This is a genomic window from Streptomyces speibonae (assembly GCF_984686075.1).
This window is the reverse complement of record NZ_OZ480260.1, coordinates 4,747,263-4,766,455: the sequence shown is the minus strand read 5'-3', so window position 1 is coordinate 4,766,455 and position 19,193 is coordinate 4,747,263. Positions and strand designations below refer to the sequence as shown.

Here is a 19,193-nt window from a genome sequence, read left to right as displayed (position 1 = left end):
CCCCAGAGAGCGTCACGGTCACGGGTTGTCGCGAAGTCCTTGTGGAGCGAGAGCTCTGGCGAGCTCGGTCGGCAGGTCGACATCTCCGGTGAACTCGGTCAAGAGGCGCCTGAGCGCTGCCCGCTCGGCGTCCGTCCGGTGGCTGTGCGCGACCACCTTGCGCAATTCGGCGGCGTCGTAGACCGGATCATCGAAGTAGTGCATGGGCTCGTGCACGGGGAAGCAGTCGAATCCGGCAAGGACCAGACGGCGAATGGCCGGATGACTCGTCATCGCCTGCGTGGCGACCAGCCCGGACGATGGATTCCTTCCTGAGGCGTCGTCGGCCGGTATGTCCAGCATGGCGTACAACTCGGCGAAGCTCCGCTCAGAGATCCAGGAGGTGGGCAAGTCGCCTAGTTGGGGGCGATTGCGCAGCATGACGCCAAGTCCAGCATTGTGGGCGAAGGCTGGCCCTGCAGGCCTGGAGATGAGAGCCGCTCGCACACCGTCGGAGCGCAGCCGTTCGGAGGTGTAAGTGTGCAGGAGATGCGAGACGAACAGGTCTGTCCTCTCGCCAGTGTGCTTCTCGAATCCCTGCACGACATAGCTGTTCATGCGGACAACAAGGTCGCAGCCATCAATCACGTGCCCGAATTCCGAACGGCCAACTGAGGGGCCGTTCCCCACCAGCGCGACGGATTCAACATGGCCAAACCGTTCCTCCAGCCATGTGGCGTCATACGATCTGAACACTGCCGCCCCTTCCGGTAAGGCCGGCGATGGTGATCGCGTGGAGGGCGTGCGGGGCGCCCCCGGCCAGTGCCTGGGCGGTGGCAGCCCTGCGGCGGCTCTCCAAACCGGACCGGCCACTGCCGTGGTCCTCCACCAGGTCGGCTGCCCCGCTCAGGCCACCGAGTACATCGAGGGCAGCGGTCAGGACATTCACGGCCTCGAATTTGCCGATGGCCGCCTGGTCGGCTGGAACCGTACCGCGGTTGGCATAGCCGGAGCACAGAACACGGACCAGTGATGTAACCGCCGTTAGCCGACCGACAAGTTCGGCCACCCGATGTTCCACCGAAGAATGGCTCAGTAAGGTCCCGGCTGGCCGAGTGGCCTGCCCACGGCTATGAATGTCGGACACCACTGACCAGGCTGCTCCGCAACTCATCAGGGCCAGGAACAACCGCTCCACGGAGAGCACCGGACCGAGTTGAAAGGCTGCTATCGGCGTGCCGCCGAGCAGCGCGCCGGAAGGAACGCATACCTCGGTGAGGCTGACGGTACCGGTACCCAGCAGCTCCAGACCGCGGCCCATTGGCGTCGGGGTCACCTGAACTCCGGGGGAATGTCGGGGGACCAGAAACAGCCCGGTCCTGTCGCGCTTTGCGCCGACAGTCGCAGAGACGAGTAGGTAGTCGGCAATCACGGCATTGCTGACGAACCGCTTCTCCGCGTCGATTTTGTATCCGCCCTCCACAGCCCGAGCCGTAGACGACAATCCAATGAGGGAGGACGCGGTGTCGGTCTCACTCAGCGCCACAGCGACGATTGCAGAGCCGCGGGCGAATCCGGAGAGGAGCGCGTCCTGGTCCACCACCCCGTGTCTGCGGATCGCCGAGGCCACTACGTCGCTTTGCATCCACAGTGGCAGGTCTAGCAACCAGTTGCGCCCTAGTTCTTCGGCCACCATCAACGAGTGGCGTCGTGTGTCCACATCGGTCGTCTGGGCCCCCATCAAACAGCCAGCCGAGGCGGCCTCCTCCCACAGGCGCCGCAGCCTGGACTGTGAAAGCGGCGGTGCACCGTCCTCGGCGGTCTCTGCCCAGCCGCGTATCAGGCACCGCAGGTCCTCCCCGGAGGGGGAGGCGACTACCGCGTTGGCCATCGCGCCTCCGCCCACTGCCGTACAGCCCGGCGGCCCGGGCGATCGTACTCCGCTCGGACGGCGTCGCCGACCATGGCCGGCCAGGAATTCGGATCAATGCCATGTTGCGCGAGGAACGCCAGGACAACACGCTCGAGCCCGATGCCGACACACGCAGTCGAGGCGGGCGAACCGTCGTCAAGGCTGATTCCGTAAGCGGTCGCCAGGTACTCCCCGTGCGCGTTGAACGACGCGGCGGCAACCGAGTCGCCATCTCCCAGGAACAGCTGCAGCTCCGATTTCGATCCGATCATTCGCTGCGCAGCTGCCATAGCGGCGCCGTTGTCTGCGAGGAAAAAGGGATCGTGCGCCGTTTCGCAGACACCGACTAGGTCCAGGTCGTCGCAGAGCGCCGTGACGAGTTCGCGGTACCGGTGCAGGCCGGCCCGCACTTCCTCCCTGCCGCCGACCCAAACCGTCTCTCTGATGGTGAAGTCCCAGAGCCGACGGAAGGGCGACTCATAACGATGCTCAAAACGGAACGAGCTGCCGACGGCGGTGAACACCCGAAGGTCGTCCACCTGGGTGTCGGATATGCTGTCATACACGTAGTAACACATGGTCGGCGGCAGACAGTACTCGAGTGGCACCGTCGCTGAGTCAAGGTCCTGCAGCGTTCCACCGCCGCGACGGTGCTCACGGAAACTTTCGAAGTCCCCTGGGGTATTGCGCAGCCGGTGCACAGTCATGAGGAGGTTGGGGAAGGAGTCGAGGTAGCCACCCCGCTCCAGGACTGATGAGCCGAGCAACGTCGGGAAGCGGTGGCGCTCGGCTGCCATGAGGTCCGTGGACAGCGCAGTGAAAAGATCGTCCAGGACGCTGACGAGGTCGGCGTAGATCCCTCTGAAACTGACCGTCCCGGGCCCGTGGATCCGAGCGTGGCCAGCCGAGACCAGCTCGTCGATGATGGCATCGGCCCGGACTTCCGGCGCCGCTTCTGGGGGCCGGCGCGACGTCCAGATCTGCTTGGCCTCGACGGAACGTAGTCCTTGGACCTCCGCCATCAGCGTCTCGATTAGCCGGGCGGACGGCTGTTCCGCCGTGACAGATCCGCTCAGTCGCAGCCCGACGATCTGCCCAGCGTCCTCGACCAGGGAAAAATCATCGATGCCTTCGTCTAGATAGAGCACCCGGCGTGCGATTTCCGGACCGAACTTGGCTGGAATTCCCTCCGGGAAGGCCAGGTCTGCATAATTCATGCAACTACCGGCCCGTTCGAGTTTTCCTGCACGAGTTGGGCGATCGATCGCGGAGTCGAGAACCGCTCAAAGCGGAAATCGCTCTCAGGTATAGAAACGCTAAGCGAGTTTTCTATGTAGCTCAGGAGTGTGATGATTCCGAGTGAGTCCAGTTGGCCTGTGTCGAGAATCCGCGTGTCCGCTGTCACCTCGCCGCGCCAGCCCGGCATTGTCACCAGGAACTCTAGGATACGGTCCAGAAACTCGTTGTGCTCCATGGGATACCCTCCTATTATAGCGCCTGCGTGATTTTTCCGCCGTACTCGAAGAATCACCCGCTCATATCCTGGTCGTACGGTGTAGTGGTGGCGGTGAATCCGTTCTCCCGCAGCCACCATTCCGTCCGCGCCGCGCCGTCGGGGTTATCGATGTCCAGCCCCCCGGTCTGGTAGAGCGGGGCCATGCGGCGACCAGTCCAGCGGAAGGGGAGCTGGCCTGCGGAGAGGTCGGTGCATCTGTCGCGCAGTACCCAGACCGACCCATCGCAGAAGTAGACGTCCCCTTGCGAATCGCGGTCGCATGACGCGCCGGCGATCGAATCCACGTCTACAAAGGGTGCGATGAGCCCGTTCTCGTCGATGCGCCGGGCCCGCACCGGGGAGTATTCGTTATAGCGGGATACGGTGAGGGCGCTGTCGAGCTCAGAGTCGGCCTCCAGCATGGCAACACCCTTGTCGATAATTCCAGGGGTAACGGTCGCTGAATTGCACAGCAGGAGCACGAAGATTCCGAACGGTCCACGCCGACGGACCATCGTCTGATATCCGTGTACCACGACATCCTCGACCAAGGCGTCGCTGGTGGCCAGTTCCGGAGGTCTGTCGATGATCTCGGTGCCATGGGCGCGGCCGATCGACGCTATCTCTGCGTCGTCGGTACTTAGGTAGACCTCATCAATGAAGGTGCTGTTGGCGGCAGCCATCAGCGGATAGGCCATCATGGGCCGGTCCAAAACCTTGCTCGTATTCTTCCGGGGCAGCCCTCGGCTGCCGCCCCGGCCGATAAGGAGTGCAGGGTACATGGATCCTCCCTTTCACTGCGAGTGTTCGCCGCGGGACAGGTGTCGTCCAGGCGACTGAACGTCACCGGTGAGCCGCCCGTCTTAGTCAGACAGGCGAGTGACTCTCTTCCAGGAAAAGAGCGACCCCGCCTCCGGGGTAATGGAGTTCACATGGCATCCACCATCTCCCGCGCACGACTCCCCATTACCTACTGTGGAGGAGATCAGTCAATGGTCGGGAACTGGTGGATAAGATAGACGGAGAGCACGACATGGGGCACCCAAAGTCGCCCCAACGGTGCTGAGCGATCTAGAGAATATGTTGGAGTCAGATCCTTGTCCAGGGCGCTGATCCACGGTTTTCCAGCCATGCTGGGAGGGTTCTGGCCACTTACTCGCGGGCCAGTGTTAATCTTCAACGAACGGGTAGCATGCTCCGCGGTGCACCGCTTGTTACCGTCCTGACCAGCGACAACCGCAACCGTGCCACCGAGCTGCTGACCCTGTTGTGATCCCGTCGGACCGCGGCTACGTTGCCACCCTTACCGCCGACTCGACTTCCTCATCGCCGACCACGGCCACTTCATCTATCGGTAGGAGGTTCCTCGAACTCGTCCGCTACCTCCTGATCCACCGGGAAATCGGCTCATTGTGTTAGCCGCTTGTTAACGGGTGCAGAACATGGCGACTGAAGGCTTATGGCGCGATGGTGACTTTGTCCGTTTCTTCCGTTACATGTTAAAGCGGGATGCTTTCACATTCGGTGGGATGGGGTGATTCGGTGGTTCCGGTTGGTGGCGAGTGCTTTCTGGTCAACTCGGAATGCGGTGGTTGATTTCGCATTCCTGAGCCCCTAATGTGCCGTCCACCGGATCCCGTCGAGTAGGGGTGGGGTAACGACTGTCTCCACCACCGCCGGCGACCCACCGACGACCGTTCCCCTCCCGTCTTCGGACGGATATCCGAAGCCGTACGAGACCCGCCCTAGCCCCTAGCTTCTTCCCTCTCGGCAGACCGAGAGCTGCGTGGCGGCTGCTCGCACGCCTGCACACTGCCGCAGTCTGCCCGAGCCGGGAGCAGGGATGCAGGTAAAAGCGGTTTCACGCCCCGCTTCCGCGGGCGACCCGGCCAGCGCATCCGACCGAGGAGACCGTGAGTGCTTCCTTTGTCTTTCGCCCAGCAACGTTTATGGTTCCTCGACCGCCTGCAAGGAGCCGACGCGACCTACCACGTACCGGTCGCGCTGAGGCTGCGCGGCTCCGTGGACGCGTCAGCCCTGCGCGTGGCACTGGCCGATCTGGCGGAGCGGCACGAGACGCTGCGTACGATCTTCCCAGAGGCCGATGGGGAGCCCCGCCAGCATATTCTGGAGCCCGCCTCAGCGCGGCCTGAGTTGCCCGTCGTCCCGATGCCGGAGGAAAGGCTCGGCGCGGCGCTGCGCGAGGCCGCCGCCGCACCGTTTGACATCGGATGCGAACCGCCCTTCCGAGCAGTGCTGTTCGAAGTGGGCGCACAGGATTTCGTCCTGCTGATAGTGCTGCATCACATCATTGCGGACGGCTGGTCCTTGTCCCCTCTGCTACACGACCTCTCGAAGGCCTACCGGTCGCGCGCCGCGAGGGCCGGCGCTACATCCTGGCAAGAGCTCCCGGTCCAGTTTGCTGACTACGCTCTGTGGCAGCGGGAGCTCCTAGGCAGCGCCGACGACCCGGGCAGCGTGCACGCCACTCAACTGGCCTACTGGACGGCCGTGCTGAAGGGGATTCCGGCGAGCCTGGCGCTGCCTGCGGATCGCCCCCGCCCTGCGGTGGCGAGCCGCTGTGGGGATGCCGTTCCGATCCACTGGGGACCACAGCAACATCGGGAGTTGCTCACCCGGGCACAGCAGCACAGTTGCACGCCATTCATGATGCTCCACGCGTCCCTGGCCACGCTGCTGTCCCGGCTGGGGGGAGGTACCGACATACCCATCGGCTCCGTGGTTGCTGGTCGTACGGAGGAGGCGCTGGACGGCCTCGTCGGACACTTCGTCAACACCCTGGTTCTGCGGACGGACTTGTCTGGCGATCCGACATTCGCAGAGCTGCTGCGCCGCGTTCGCGAGACCGACCTGGCGGCGTATGCCCACCAAGACCTCCCTTTCGACAGTGTGGTGGAGGCGCTCAACCCGCCGCGTTCCCTGGCGCACCCTCCGTTGTTCCAGGTCATGCTCGCGTTCGAGAACAACGCCCAGGCTCGCCCGGACTTCGGCCCGGTCAGCGCAACACTGAAGGATGTAGACCTTCCTGCGGCAAAGGTCGACCTCACCTTCCAGATAGTGGAGCGGTACGACGAGAGCGGAGCGCCGCAAGGGTTGCACGGCGTACTGGAGTACGCCACAGACCTCTACGACCGGGGCACGGCCGAGGCCATCGTGGCGCGGCTGTCGCGCGTGCTCGATGCGGTCCTTGACACACCTGACGTGCCGATAGGGCAGATCGACCTTCTGTCCGCCGAGGAACGCCGAAAGGTGCTGTTGGACTGGAATGCTACGGACCGGCATGTCCCGGTGACCACGCTTCACGAGGCGTTCCAGGCGCAGGTGTCGCGGACTCCCGACGCGCCTGCCCTGATCTCGGGCGACGTCCAACTTAGCTACGCAGAGCTGAACGCCCGGGCCGATCACCTAGCCCGGTGCCTGGCGAAGAGCGGGGTGGTGCCGGGCATGCTCGTGGCGGTCGCTCTGCCCCGATCGCCCGCATTGGTCATCTCGCTGCTTGCGGTCCTAAAGGCTGGAGGCGCGTATCTCCCGATGGACCCTGGGCATCCTGCCGAGCGCCTCGCTCATATGCTCCGCGACGCCGGGCCTGCGTGTATGTTGACCGATGGCACCCTTGGGGACTCCCTGCCCCTGGACGGCCTGCGCACGTTGATTGTTGACGACCAGGTGTTTATCCCGCCGTCGGACGCTGCCTCAGCGGCGCATCCCGCCCCTGCGCTCACGCCCCACCACCCGGCCTATGTCATCTATACATCGGGCTCCACTGGCCTGCCCAAGGGCGTGGTGGTCTCCCACCGTGCGATCGACAACCGGCTGCGCTGGATGCAAGCGGCCTTCCCTCTCAACTCTCAGGACCGGGTCCTGCAGAAGACCCCTGTCGGCTTCGACGTGTCGGTCTGGGAGTTCTTCTGGCCTCTACGCGTGGGAGCCGCACTGGTGCTCGCCGCGCCCGGCGAGCACCAGGACCCCGTACGGATGGTCCGCACCATCCGGGAACACAGGGTAACCACCGTGCACTTCGTGCCGTCGATGCTGCGGCTGTTCCTGGCCGAACCGTCGGCTGCCACCTGCAACAGCCTGCGTCAGGTGTTCTGTAGTGGTGAGGCGCTTACGCGCGAGTCAGCAGAGGAGTTCCACCGGATCCTTTCCGGTGCCCGTCTGGAGAACCTATACGGTCCCACCGAGGCTGCTGTCGACGTCACCCACCACGAATGTCGCCCAGGTGAGCGGGGTCCGGTGCCCATCGGGCAACCGGTGTGGAACACGCGGGTTCATGTGCTGGACAGGAGCCTGAGGCCTTGCCCCATCGGAGTTCCGGGCGAGCTATATCTAGCCGGCGTCCAGGTCGCTGACGGATACCTTGGCCGCCCGGCACTGACCGCCGCCCGCTTCATCGCCGACCCGTTCGGGCTGCCTGGCACCCGCATGTACCGCACCGGGGACATTGCCCGCTGGCGGCCAGACGGCACGCTTGAGTACCTCAGGCGCAATGATGATCAGGTCAAAATCCGGGGCCAGAGAGTGGAACTCGGGGAGGTCGAGAGCGTGCTAGCCGCCCAGGAGGGTGTGAGCGCGGCATGCGCCACAGTCAGCGAGGACCGGCCTGGAGATCAGCGGCTGATCGCTTACGTCACGGCTGCACCTGGGACGTCCACGCTCAGTCCTGCCGTACTCAGAGACGCCCTGGCGGACCAGCTTCCGCACTACATGGTGCCTTCGGCTGTCATGGTGTTGGACCGCTTTCCCCTCAGTCCCAATGGCAAGCTCGACCGTGCGGCCCTGCCCACCCCCCGTATGCACCGACCGGGCGGACGCCGCCCGCGGACCCCTCTGGAAGCGACCCTCGCCCAGCACTTCGCGACTTCGCTCGGTATACCGCAAGTGGGCATCTATGACGACTTCTTCGGCCTTGGCGGCCACTCCCTGTTGGCTGTCCAACTCGTCCGGCGCATCCAGCGGTCGCTGGGGGTGGACCTGCCGCTGCAAAGTCTCTTCCGGTGGCCCAGTGTTGCGACGCTGGCCCGGCATCTGTCCGGGGAAGAAGCGGCTCACGACATGTTCAGAACGCTGCTCGGACTGCGCACCCAAGGCAACGGTGTTCCACTGTTTTTCATACATCCGGGAGCCGGGCTGAGCTGGTGCTACTTCCGCGTCCTGGCGCACATCGACATCAACCGGCCGGTCTACGGGCTGCAAGCCCGCGGCATGAAATTAGAGGCTGAAGGGACCCGGTTGCCCCCGAAACTTCCCCAGTCACTGCACGAGATGGCCGAGGACTACCTCGCCCAGATTAAGAAGGTCCAGCCCGAAGGTCCCTATCACCTACTGGGCTGGTCCTTCGGTGGGCATGGCGCCCATGCCATGGCGACCCGGCTGCAGAAGGCCGGAGAGGAGGTGAACCTCCTTGTCATGTTCGACAGTTATCCCCCTCTACCGGATGCCCCTTCGGAGACCGTTGACGAAGAGGTGCTGTTGTCGCAAGCACTGCGGAACATGCTCGGCGGGCCACTTGAGAGCGTCATAGCGGTCCGGGACCCGGACCGGCTCCACGAAACTGTCATCGAGGAGGTGCGCACGCGGTTCTCTCCGCTAGCGGATGCCGACGATGAGCAGATTAGGTCCGCGATTCGCGTGGGCATGAACAACCTCCGCCTGCAGCGCGCCTTCGTCCCGGACGTTTTCGACGGCGACCTGACTCTGATCACAGCGGGGTCGGACAGGCCGGCCGAGTGCGCACCCGCGAGCGCCTGGCGGGAATTCGTCTCCGGACGCCTTGACATCCATCCCGTCGACTCCAGCCACGACGAGATGTTCACCACGGCCGCCGAGGACACCGGCTCCCTGCTGTCCGCCGTCCTCCGCGGCACCGCCTCCGCACCGACATCCGAGGAGCCCGCATGAGTAACCCCTTTGACGACACCGACGCGTCCTTCCACGTCCTCGTCAACGACGAGGGGCAGTACTCGCTGTGGCCGGCACACCTGCCCATCCCCAACGGCTGGTCTGGGGTACTACGTGACCGCCCGCGGGCCGAGTGTGTCTCTCATATCGAGGCCGAGTGGACCGACATGCGTCCGCTCAGCCTCGTCTCGGCCATGAGCGGGACCGCCTCCACAGTCCAGGACCGGTGATCCGGTGCGGACTAGTGATGTAAGGACGCCAGCTGATCTGTTCGAACACCAGGTCCGCCGTACACCGGAGCACACTGCCCTCATTTGCGGTGCTCGCACACTGACCTACGCCGAACTGAACGCCCGGGCCAACCGCCTCGCGAGGCTGCTCATCCAGCGCGGCGCGGGGCCGGAGCGTTTCGTCGCTCTGGCGCTGCCGCGCTCCCTAGAACTCGTAGTGGCGCTGCTAGCCGTGGCCAAGACCGGCGCTGCCTACGTTCCTATTGACCCGGACCACCCTGCCGCGCGGAACGCTCGCATTCTCCAGGATGCCTGCCCCGTCCTCATGTTGACGGACTCCCGGTACGTAACATCTCCTGGAATGATCTCGGCCGATGAGAACGGCTCGGCCGTGCCACGGATCATGCTCGACACCACCGGTCTGGTAGCGGACCGATCTGCCACGGACATCAGCGATGCGGAACGGACCTCAGAGCCGCACTCAGCGCACCCCGCCTACGTGCTCCACACTTCGGGATCCACCGGTGTGCCAAAAGGCGTCGTTGTGGCCTTCAGGAATTTCACCCATCTCCTCGTCACGTTCCAGGACCGACTGCAACTCAACCCCTCAGATCGGCTCCTGGCCGTCACCACACTGGGCTTCGACATCGCAGGCTTGGAGCTCTTCATCCCTCTGCTGAGCGGAGCTGCAGTGGTGCTGGCCACCGGCCGGGACCAGCGCGACCCAGCTCGCCTGGCCACCCTCATCGAGCAGCAGGCCGTCACAGTCATGCAGGCGACCCCGACCCTGTGGCAATCTCTCCTCGACACCACCGACGCGGACCTGTCCGGTGTACGGGTACTGGTCGGGGGCGAGCCGCTGCCGGGCGGGCTCGCCGACGGGCTGCGAGCCGCGGCACGCGAGGTGACCAACGTCTACGGCCCGACCGAAACTACCGTTTGGTCTACGGCGATAACGCTCGGCGAGAGTGAACCGAACGGCGCACCGCCGCCCATCGGGTCACCTCTTCACGAGACCATGATCTATGTCCTCGACGATGCGCTGCGTCCGGTGGCCGATGGTGTCACCGGCGAGCTATACATAGCCGGCGCCGGTGTCGCTCGGGGCTATCTCAACCGTGCCGGGCTGACCGCCGAGCGGTTCGTGGCTGATCTCTACGGCCATCCCGGCTCGCGCATGTACCGCACAGGCGACTTGGTGCGGCGCCGGGCGGACGGCTGCCTGGAATTCATGGGGCGATCCGACCACCAAGTAAAGATCCGCGGCTTCCGGGTGGAGCTGGGCGAAGTCGAAGCGGCCGTCGCGCGGCTGCCCGCAGTGGCCCGGGCGGTGGCGACGGTCCGGGAAGACCGTCCCGGCGACAAACGGCTCGTGGCATATGTGCTGCCCGCCTCTGGCGGCGACCCGGATCCACTGCCGTTGCGCCGCCTGCTGTCGCAGAGGCTGCCGGAACACATGGTCCCCTCGGCCGTCGTGGTGCTGGACCAGATACCCCTCACCCCGAACGGCAAGCTTGACCGCTTAGCCCTGCCCGCACCTGGCCAGGCGCCAACAGCGCCAGGCCACGCACCGGGATCGGTCCGGGAGGAGACCTTATGCCGCTTGTTCGCCGAGGTGCTCAGCCTCCCCCGAGTGGGGCCGGAGGATGCCTTCTTCGACCTGGGCGGCCACTCCCTGCTGGCCACCCGGCTGATCAGCCGGATCCGCAAGGAACTAGGACTTGAGCTGGGAATTCGCGAGTTTTTTGATGATCCCACCGTGCGGGGGGCCAGTGCCCAACTCGCCCGGCCAGCCATACCTCGGCCGACGCCAGCTAGCACCCGGCGTCCTGAGCGCGTCCCACTGTCCTTTGCACAGCGGCGGCTCTGGTTCCTCAACCGGCTGGAAGGACGCAGCATCACGTACAACATGCCACTGACGCTCCGCCTGCGTGGACCAGTGGATCAAGCAGCGCTGGATGCCGCACTCCGCGACCTTGTTGCACGCCACGAAAGCCTACGCACGATCTTCCCCGACGACGCGGGCGAGCCCTGGCAACGCATTCTCGAACCAGCCGAGGCCTTCCCACGACTGACTGTCGATGAGAGCTCAGGCCTCAAGGAGACCACCCAGATACGTAACGCATTCCTCCGGGAGGGTTTTGATCTGTCCGTCGAGCCGCCCTTGCGGGCCCGTCTCGTCACCACCGCTCCCACTGAGCACCTGCTTCTTCTGGTGGTACACCACATCGCCTGCGACGGATGGTCCATAGCCCCGCTGGCACGAGATCTCCTCACCGCCTATGCGGCGCGGCGTGCAGGCCGTTCCCCGGACCTGCCCACCCTCCCCCTCCAGTACGCCGACTTCACACTCTGGCAGCGCAACCTTCTGGGCACCTCCGATCAGCTAGACAGCCTGTGCGCACAGCAGCTGGAGTTCTGGCGCACGGCACTGCAGGGTTCCCCCGAGCAACTGGAACTCCCCTTCGATCGCCCGCGTCCGGCTCACGCCTCATACCGAGGCGGCTCAGTCCGCTTCCACATCGACGCAGAACTCCACGGCGAACTGAAGCGGCTGGCGCGCAGCGCGGGTGCGAGCGTCTTCATGGCCTTCCAGACCGCCCTCGTCGCGTTGCTCACCCGCCTGGGCGCAGGCACCGACATCCCCATCGGCAGCCCGGTGGCCGGACGGGACGACGAGGCGCTGGAAGACCTCGTCGGGTTCTTCACCAACACCCTGGTGCTGCGAGCGGACACGTCGGGTGACCCCGGATTCCGTACGCTCCTGGAGCGGGTGCGCGACGCGGACATCGACGCCTTCGCGCATCGGGACGTGCCGTTCGAAACGCTGGTGGAGACGCTGAACCCGGGCCGCTCACTCGCGCGTCACCCGCTCTTCCAGGTACTGCTGGTCGCTCAGAACAACGAGCCGCCGTCGCTCGACCTCGCGGGGCTGGACGTTGAACTAGATGAAACCGGACTCGATACGGCCAAGTTCGATCTGTCCTTCAGCCTCAACGAACGCACGGCGCCCAGAGGCGAGGCAGACGGCCTCGATGTGACGGTCGAGTACGCGACTGATTTGTTTGACCACGGGACCGTCGAGCGGGTCACCCAATATCTACAGCGGCTGCTGAAGTCGGCCCTGGCCCAGCCTCACCTGCCTATCAGCCAACTGGAGATGCTGTCGGTCAAGGAGCGCTGGCAACTGTTGGACGGCTGGAACGATACGGATCGCGCGATCGCGTACGACAGTTTGCCCAATCTTCTCCAGGCCCAGGCAGCGCGCACACCCCACGCCACGGCCGTGGTCTACGAGGGCGAATCGCTCACCTATGCGGAATTGAACGCGCGCTCCAACCAGATGGCGCACCTGCTGATCGACCGTGGAGTCGGCCCAGAGGGTGTCGTGGCACTCGTCGCCCCTCGCTCCCTGGAGCTGATGGTGGCACTCCTTGGGATCGTGAAGGCTGGCGCGGCCTATCTGCCGGTGGACCCCGATTACCCGGCCGAGCGTGCCGAATACATGCTCAAGGACAGCGATCCGGTCTGCGTGCTGACGACCAACGGTATGGCAGCGAAAACACCGGACGACGTGCGCAGGATCTTCATCGAAGATGTCCAGCGCGAGCTGGCCGCATACCCAGACTCTGACATCACCGACGACGTGCGCACCACTCCGCTGCTCCCAGACCACCCCGTCTACGTTCTGTACACGTCAGGCTCGACTGGACGGCCCAAGGGAGTGGTCTTTCCTTCGATAGCCTTGGTCAACCTGCTGGCTTGGCACGCCACGATCATGGACGGCTCTGTGGGCACGAGAACGGCCCAGTTCGCCTCACTGAGCTTCGACGCTGCAGCACAGGAGATCTTCTCCGCACTGACCTCCGGAAAGACCCTCGCCGTTCCCCGGGATGACGTCCGCAAGGACACTGAGGAACTGGTGCGCTGGCTCGACCGGCAGGGCATCAACGAGCTCTTCGCCCCCACTCCCGTTGTCGAAGGCATCGGCGAAGCCGCCCGGGCTTTGGGACACAGCCTGTCCGGACTCTTACACATCGCTCAAGCGGGCGAAGCCCTCACACTTCACCCCGCCATCCGCGAACTCTGCATGCCCTCATCGGGCCGACAACTGCACAACTACTACGGCCCCACGGAAACCCACGTGGTGACAGGCCTCACCGTGCCTGACGCGATGATCACCACAGGGAAAACGCCACCGATCGGCCCGCCGATCTGGAACACAAGGGCCTACGCTCTCGATGCGTCACTTCAACCCGTCCCCCCAGGAGTGCCCGGTGAGCTATACCTTGCCGGCGACCAGGTCGCCCGCGGCTACCTCAACCGCCCGGGGCTGACTGCGGAGCGGTTTGTCGCTGACCCGTACGGCCCCCCTGGCTTGCGCATGTACCGAACAGGCGACTTGGTGCGCTGGACCCCCGACGGAAACCTGGAGTTCCTGGGGCGCACGGACTTCCAGGTGAAGATCCGCGGTTTCCGGGTGGAGCTGGGCGAAGTGGAGGCGGTGCTCGCGAATCTGCCGGAGGTGGCGCGCGTCGTCTGCATTACGAGAGAGGACCGGCCTGGCGATATGCGGCTGGTGGCCTACGTGGTACTGCGAACAGGAATCGCACCAGATCCGCTGAAACTCCGCCGGGCCGCAGCCGCGACCCTGCCCGAGTACATGGTTCCCGCCGCTGTGATGATCCTGGACGCCATTCCGCTCAACCCGAACGGGAAGGTGGACCGCCGGGTACTGCCGCCGCCCGACTATGTGCCGGAGCCGCGTGGGCCCGAGCCGCGCACTGCCGAAGAAGAGACACTGTGCCGCCTGTTCGCCGAAACCCTGGGCGTACCCCGGGTCGGCACCCAGGACCACTTCTTCGAGCTCGGCGGGCATTCCCTGCTGGCCACCCGGCTGATCAGCCGGATCCGCACGGAACTCCGCTGCGAGCTGAGCATCCGCGATCTCTTCGACAGTCCCACAGTGCAGGGCGTCGCCGTCCGCATTACCCGCCAGGCCGCCCCGCGCCCAGTCTTGCGCCGCATGCGCCCCACCTCGACCAGCCGCTGAGGAGCACACACATGACCGTCACCGCTGACCCACTCATGGCTGACCTTGTGTCTGCCTACGACAAAGATGGCTGGTGCCGCTCTCAGTACCGGTTCAGTAGCCTCTCTACAGGGCTGCTCCGCGACCGCGTGGAGTCCATCAGCCGCGAGCTCCGGCCGGAAGTCGTCCATGAGAAAGATGGCGAGACGGTCCGTGCAGTCCACGGTTGCCACACCTTCGACGACGTATGCGCGGCACTCGTATGCCATCCGTATCTTGTTGCCCTGGCCGAAGCGCTGACGCGGAAGCCGGTGTACGTCTACCAGTTCAAGGTGAACTTAAAGCAGGCGCGGGAAGGTGCGGCCTGGCCGTGGCACCAGGACTTCACCTTCTGGAGCACAGAAGACGGCATGCCCCGCCCTGACGCGGTCAATCTGGCCATCTCGCTGGACGATACCCACACGAGGAACGGGCCGCTGGTCGTCCTTCCCGGAACGCATCGCCTGGGGATCGTCGATCCCCCGCAGCAGAGCGCCCCCGGCACACAGGGGGACTGGCACACCCACGTGTCGACAGATCTTGCATACACGGTGGACGTGGCGCGAGCGGAGACGTTGGCCGAGACCCATGGGAAGACCTCCATCACGGGTCCGGTCGGCTCCATTCACGCCTTCCATCCGAACATCATCCACTCTTCCTCGAACAACGAGTCACCGGACCGCCGGGCACTTCTTCTGGTGACCTACAACCCCGTCGACAACGCCCCGCTCAACCCGACGCGTCCAGGGTTCCTCGTAGATCGGGACACCAGTCCGCTCACACCTCGCTTCGACAAACGCCTGACGCTGGTCGGCCCACATCACGCTATCCAGGGAGAGGGCTGGGGGGACTGGTCCGAATATGAAGGGTGAGCCCCAAGACGAGGGTGTCCGACCGCGTCCGGCCGGCGCCATCGTGGAGATCGCCGGCGAGGACGGGCGCATGCGGTGGGTCTCAGGCCACTTCGAAGGGAGCCAAGCGAACAGGGAAGCTGAGGACGTTGCCTTGCCGGGCCAGCTGGCGCATTACGCGCTCGGGGGCGAACCAGGTGAAGCAATAGCTGCCGAGGCCGTGGTATGGCGTGTCGTCCGTGAGTACGCGCCGCACAGCGGTTACGAGGGAGAGTTCGACGGCGACCAAGACCTTCTTCTTGCCCAGGTGGGGTATGCGGCGAAGGTATTGAACGCCGAGATCTGTGGCCTCGTGGAGACAGGTGGCAATCACGGAAGCGTTGTCCAGGGCCGCGCTGAGCCATCGGTTGAGGTTCCGGACTCGATGCGCCGGTGCGACTTCGACTCCGACCTCTTCGGCACCTCGCAGCCTCCCGAGGACGCCGACGAGATCACCGCCCGGCTGTTCCGACGGCTACACACAGAGGCCCTGGAAATTGCTGCCCGCACTCTCTACCTGCAGGGCCATGGCTGTGAAGATAAGGGCCGGTCCGAGGAACCGTGCAGCGTCACAGTGACCCACTTCGGGAACCAGATTGGTCGCATCCACCACGAGGCCCCTGCCACCCTCGCCCGACCGCTGTCATAGCCATGCCTCAACTCCTTGGTACGCAAATTCCCTTGCCCGGCCCCCTGCTGAGACTGGCGGTGGTCAACTTCCTCGCCAGCATCGGATTCGGTATATATGCATCGGGGAGCGCGATCTACTTCACCCGCTACGTCGGGCTTCCGGTGGCGCAGGTCGGCGTCGGCCTGGCCGTGGCCGGGCTGGTGTGGCTGCCGCTGTCGATCTGCCTGGGGAACTTCTCCGACCGGCTCGGAGCGCGCCGAGCGACCCTAGCTATGGGTGTCTCGCAGGTGCTGCTGCTTCTTGCCGCGACCATGGTCCGCGGATTCGCCGAGTTCGTCGTTGTGGTGACTTTACTCGGCATCTGTGTACAGGGCGGCTGGATCTGCCGTGAGGCGCTGGTTGCCGAGATGGCAGACAGCACAGTCCGGGTAACGGTCTCTGCATACCTGCGCAGCGCGTTCAACGTGGGGATCATCCTCGGTTCGCTCGGCAGCGGTCTCGCCCTCACTCTGGACAACGGGCCTGCCTACCTCGCGCTCATTCTGGGCAGCGCTCTGGCAGAGGCATCGGCCACTGTGCTGTGCGCGGGACTCCCACAGCGGCCGTCGCCGCCCACGTCGGCCACGAAGGCGCCGATCCGCCGCGCCGTGCGCGATGTGCCGTTCCTGGCACTGTCAGTTCTCTATGGCCTGCTGGCGGTGGGGGACATCATTCTGCGCGTTGGGATCCCCTTGTGGATCGTGTCCCACTCGGGCCTACCCAGGGGGTTGGGGGCCTGGCTATACGGCCTGAACGCCGTCCTGGTCGTGGCGCTGCAGGTGCCGCTCAGCCGCGGCGCGGAGACCTTCAGGGGAGTGCGGCGTCTGCTAATTCTTGCGAGCTTTGCGTCGACGGCCTCGTGCCTATCGATCGCCGCGAGTGGCGGTACTCCCGTTTTAGTCGGCGTGCTCGGCCTTACAGCCTCCGTGGTGCTGCTGTCACTGAGCGAGATCTGGAGTTCCGCCGCCGGCTGGAAGCTCCGGTACGACTTGGCCCCGCAAGATGCCCAAGGCACCTGGGGCGGAGTCTTCGCCCTGGGCAGCTCGGTGAATCTCGTGGTCGGGCCTGTCCTGGTCACACTCGTCGTGGAGCGGTACGCCGCAGGAGGCTGGGTGACCCTCTCCGCGGGTTTCCTCGCGGTGGCCGTGGCGGTCGTACCGGCGATGGCCTGGGCGCTGCGGACACGAACGACCGGCTTCACCGGAGCCCCTGCTGATCCAACTGCTGATGAGAGGACAGTTCTTGAAGCACTTCGAAGCAACTGAGCCCATCGACCTGGCCGACGCGATCACCGCTCGTGTGCGCAGCCACCCGGACCGGCCAGCGCTGGTGACTCGGTCCGAGATCTGGACGTATGCCCAACTAGACGAGTACGCCAGGCGCGTCGAGCACCTCCTGCGCAGCGACGGCATCGGCGTCGGGGACGTGGTGGCGGTCCAGGGCCGTAAGAGCCCGCAGGTTGTGGCGACGCTGCTGGGTGTCCTGCTGGCCGACGCGGCCTACCTGGCATTGGGGGAACAGCCACCCACGGTCCGCCATCACCGCATGCTCGACGAGGCGTCCGTACGCACCGTGTTCGCCGAGGACCCCGAGCCGTTCCGCGGCGGCGAGCACAAAGTCACGACCTATGAGGAGGTGCGGCACCAGGAACCGGTTCGCGAGCGGCAGGCTGTCCTCGCGGCGCACGGTGATCCTCCCGGATACATCGTCTACACCTCCGGAACCACAGGTGTTCCCAAGGGAGTCGTCATCGCCAGACATTCCCTGACCCGGCACGCCGAGACTGTCCGCGTTCTCCTCGGACTGTCCCCCGAGGATCGGGTCTTACAGGCCGCCACGCTCGCCTTTGACGTAGCCGCCGAGGAGATCTGGCCGACTCTCGCCAGCGGCGCCAGCATCGACATCCTGCCCGGCGGCCTCGGCGAGGTGAGCTTCGAGCGTCTCACCCAGATCATCGACGAGCAGGGCATCACGGTGTGCAATCTGCCCGCCTCATACTTCAGCGGCTGGGCGGCCCATCTCGACGAGACCAGAACCACCCTCCCCGGACTGCGCCTTGTCGTTACTGGCAGCGAGGCACTGCCGGTCGAGACCGCCCGGAACTGGTGCGCCACCGCTGGGCGCCCCCGGCTCATTTACGCCTACGGAGTCTCCGAGGCCACAATCACCTCGGTTGCCTGCGAGCTGCGGCCCGAGCTGATCACGGGGGAACGGGTGCCCATCGGTTCGCCGCTGTCCGGCGTACGGACAGTGGTCGTGGACGAGCAGGACGCCCCGGTACCACCCGGCGCGGAGGGGCAACTACTCATAGCGGGAGCGGGAGTGGCTCTTGGCTACTGCGGAGCGGATCCGCTACCCAGAGAACGATTCCACCTCGGACCGGTCGACGGAGCCGGGGAAGGCCCCTGGTACCGGACCGGGGACCGCGTGCGCGAAGAGCGCGGCCTGCTCTACTTCCTCGGCCGTTTCGACGACCAGATCAAGGCCGGAGGCGTACGCATCGACCCCGGCGAGATCGCGGCGGCCCTGACTGCCCACCACCTCGTCACCGATGCCAAGGTTTTCAAGGTCGGCGAGCGTCTCGTGGGCTGCGTGTGCGCCCCGCATCCGACGGACCGCGAGTCCATGATTGACCGGCTCCGTACCGTGCTGCCGCAGGCGATGATCCCTGCCGAGATCCTCAGCTGGGAACGTTTCCCCGTCACCGCCGGCGGCAAGATCGATATGCGAGCCCTCCGGACAGCGGCCGCGGCACAGCTGGAAGGCCGCCTCGCGTCCCTCGACGCCGCAACCGTGCGACCGGTTCTGCGGCGGCTGTGGCAGGAAGTGCTGGGAGCGCCCGAAGTCGGCGCCGACTCCGATTTTTTCACGCTGGGCGGCGACTCGCTGTCGGCAGCCCGGCTGTCCAGCGCCCTGCTGCAGGAGATTGGCGTCGCCGTGAGCCTGAGGACCGTCTTCTCCCACCCGCGCTTCGACGACTACCTCCAGCAGGTCGAATCCACCTCCACCCCCCGGCAGGCCTGA

General features: G+C 65.3%; 12 protein-coding genes. 7 read left to right on the top strand and 5 right to left on the bottom strand.

Annotated features, from left to right (window positions below; genetic code table 11):
- Positions 1–18 precede the first annotated feature (18 nt).
- Genes AC5L3C_RS21620 through AC5L3C_RS21600 form a run of 5 tightly spaced genes read right to left on the bottom strand, consistent with a single transcriptional unit; the run spans position 19 to position 4,168 of the window.
- Positions 19–735 carry a glycosyltransferase family 29 protein gene (locus tag AC5L3C_RS21620; protein ID WP_493650398.1) on the bottom strand — a complete coding sequence of 239 codons (717 nt, stop codon included), beginning with the start codon at positions 733–735 and terminating at the stop codon, positions 19–21.
- Positions 719–1,870 carry an acyl-CoA dehydrogenase family protein gene (locus AC5L3C_RS21615; protein WP_493650397.1) on the bottom strand — a complete coding sequence of 384 codons (1,152 nt, stop codon included), beginning with the start codon at positions 1,868–1,870 and terminating at the stop codon, positions 719–721. The genes AC5L3C_RS21620 and AC5L3C_RS21615 overlap by 17 nt, the downstream gene beginning before the upstream one ends.
- Positions 1,855–3,108: a class-II aminoacyl-tRNA synthetase family protein gene (locus AC5L3C_RS21610; protein WP_493650396.1), complete on the bottom strand. Its 1,254-nt coding sequence runs from the start codon at positions 3,106–3,108 to the stop codon at positions 1,855–1,857. Before AC5L3C_RS21610 ends, AC5L3C_RS21615 begins: the two co-directional genes overlap by 16 nt.
- Complete coding sequence (locus AC5L3C_RS21605; RefSeq protein ID WP_493650395.1) at positions 3,105–3,365, bottom strand: phosphopantetheine-binding protein; 261 nt, start codon at positions 3,363–3,365, stop codon at positions 3,105–3,107. The genes AC5L3C_RS21610 and AC5L3C_RS21605 overlap by 4 nt, the downstream gene beginning before the upstream one ends.
- A 53-nt stretch (positions 3,366–3,418) precedes the next feature.
- A complete protein-coding gene (locus tag AC5L3C_RS21600; RefSeq protein ID WP_493650394.1) occupies positions 3,419–4,168 on the bottom strand; it encodes an acylneuraminate cytidylyltransferase family protein in 750 nt (249 codons plus the stop codon).
- Between the two features lie 1,135 nt (positions 4,169–5,303).
- Here AC5L3C_RS21600 and AC5L3C_RS21595 point away from each other — a divergent pair.
- The 7 genes from AC5L3C_RS21595 to AC5L3C_RS21565 are packed head-to-tail and all read left to right on the top strand — an operon-like array spanning position 5,304 to position 19,193.
- Positions 5,304–9,308 (top strand): non-ribosomal peptide synthetase, encoded by a 4,005-nt coding sequence (locus AC5L3C_RS21595; protein WP_493650393.1) that lies wholly within the window; start codon positions 5,304–5,306, stop codon positions 9,306–9,308.
- The gene (locus AC5L3C_RS21590) at positions 9,305–9,538 is read left to right on the top strand and encodes an MbtH family protein (RefSeq protein ID WP_493650392.1); all 234 of its coding nucleotides are present in this window, start codon (positions 9,305–9,307) and stop codon (positions 9,536–9,538) included. The genes AC5L3C_RS21595 and AC5L3C_RS21590 overlap by 4 nt, the downstream gene beginning before the upstream one ends.
- A 4-nt stretch (positions 9,539–9,542) precedes the next feature.
- Positions 9,543–14,591, top strand: coding sequence for an amino acid adenylation domain-containing protein (locus AC5L3C_RS21585; RefSeq protein ID WP_493650391.1), 5,049 nt, complete (start codon positions 9,543–9,545; stop codon positions 14,589–14,591).
- Between the two features lie 11 nt (positions 14,592–14,602).
- The gene (locus AC5L3C_RS21580) at positions 14,603–15,481 is read left to right on the top strand and encodes a phytanoyl-CoA dioxygenase family protein (protein ID WP_493650390.1); all 879 of its coding nucleotides are present in this window, start codon (positions 14,603–14,605) and stop codon (positions 15,479–15,481) included.
- Entirely contained in the window at positions 15,471–16,148 is a 678-nt protein-coding gene (locus AC5L3C_RS21575) for a hypothetical protein (protein WP_493650388.1), read from the top strand. Before AC5L3C_RS21580 ends, AC5L3C_RS21575 begins: the two co-directional genes overlap by 11 nt.
- A 32-nt stretch (positions 16,149–16,180) precedes the next feature.
- Positions 16,181–17,434: an MFS transporter gene (locus AC5L3C_RS21570; protein ID WP_493650387.1), complete on the top strand. Its 1,254-nt coding sequence runs from the start codon at positions 16,181–16,183 to the stop codon at positions 17,432–17,434.
- The gene (locus AC5L3C_RS21565) at positions 17,412–19,193 is read left to right on the top strand and encodes a non-ribosomal peptide synthetase (protein ID WP_493650386.1); all 1,782 of its coding nucleotides are present in this window, start codon (positions 17,412–17,414) and stop codon (positions 19,191–19,193) included. The genes AC5L3C_RS21570 and AC5L3C_RS21565 overlap by 23 nt, the downstream gene beginning before the upstream one ends.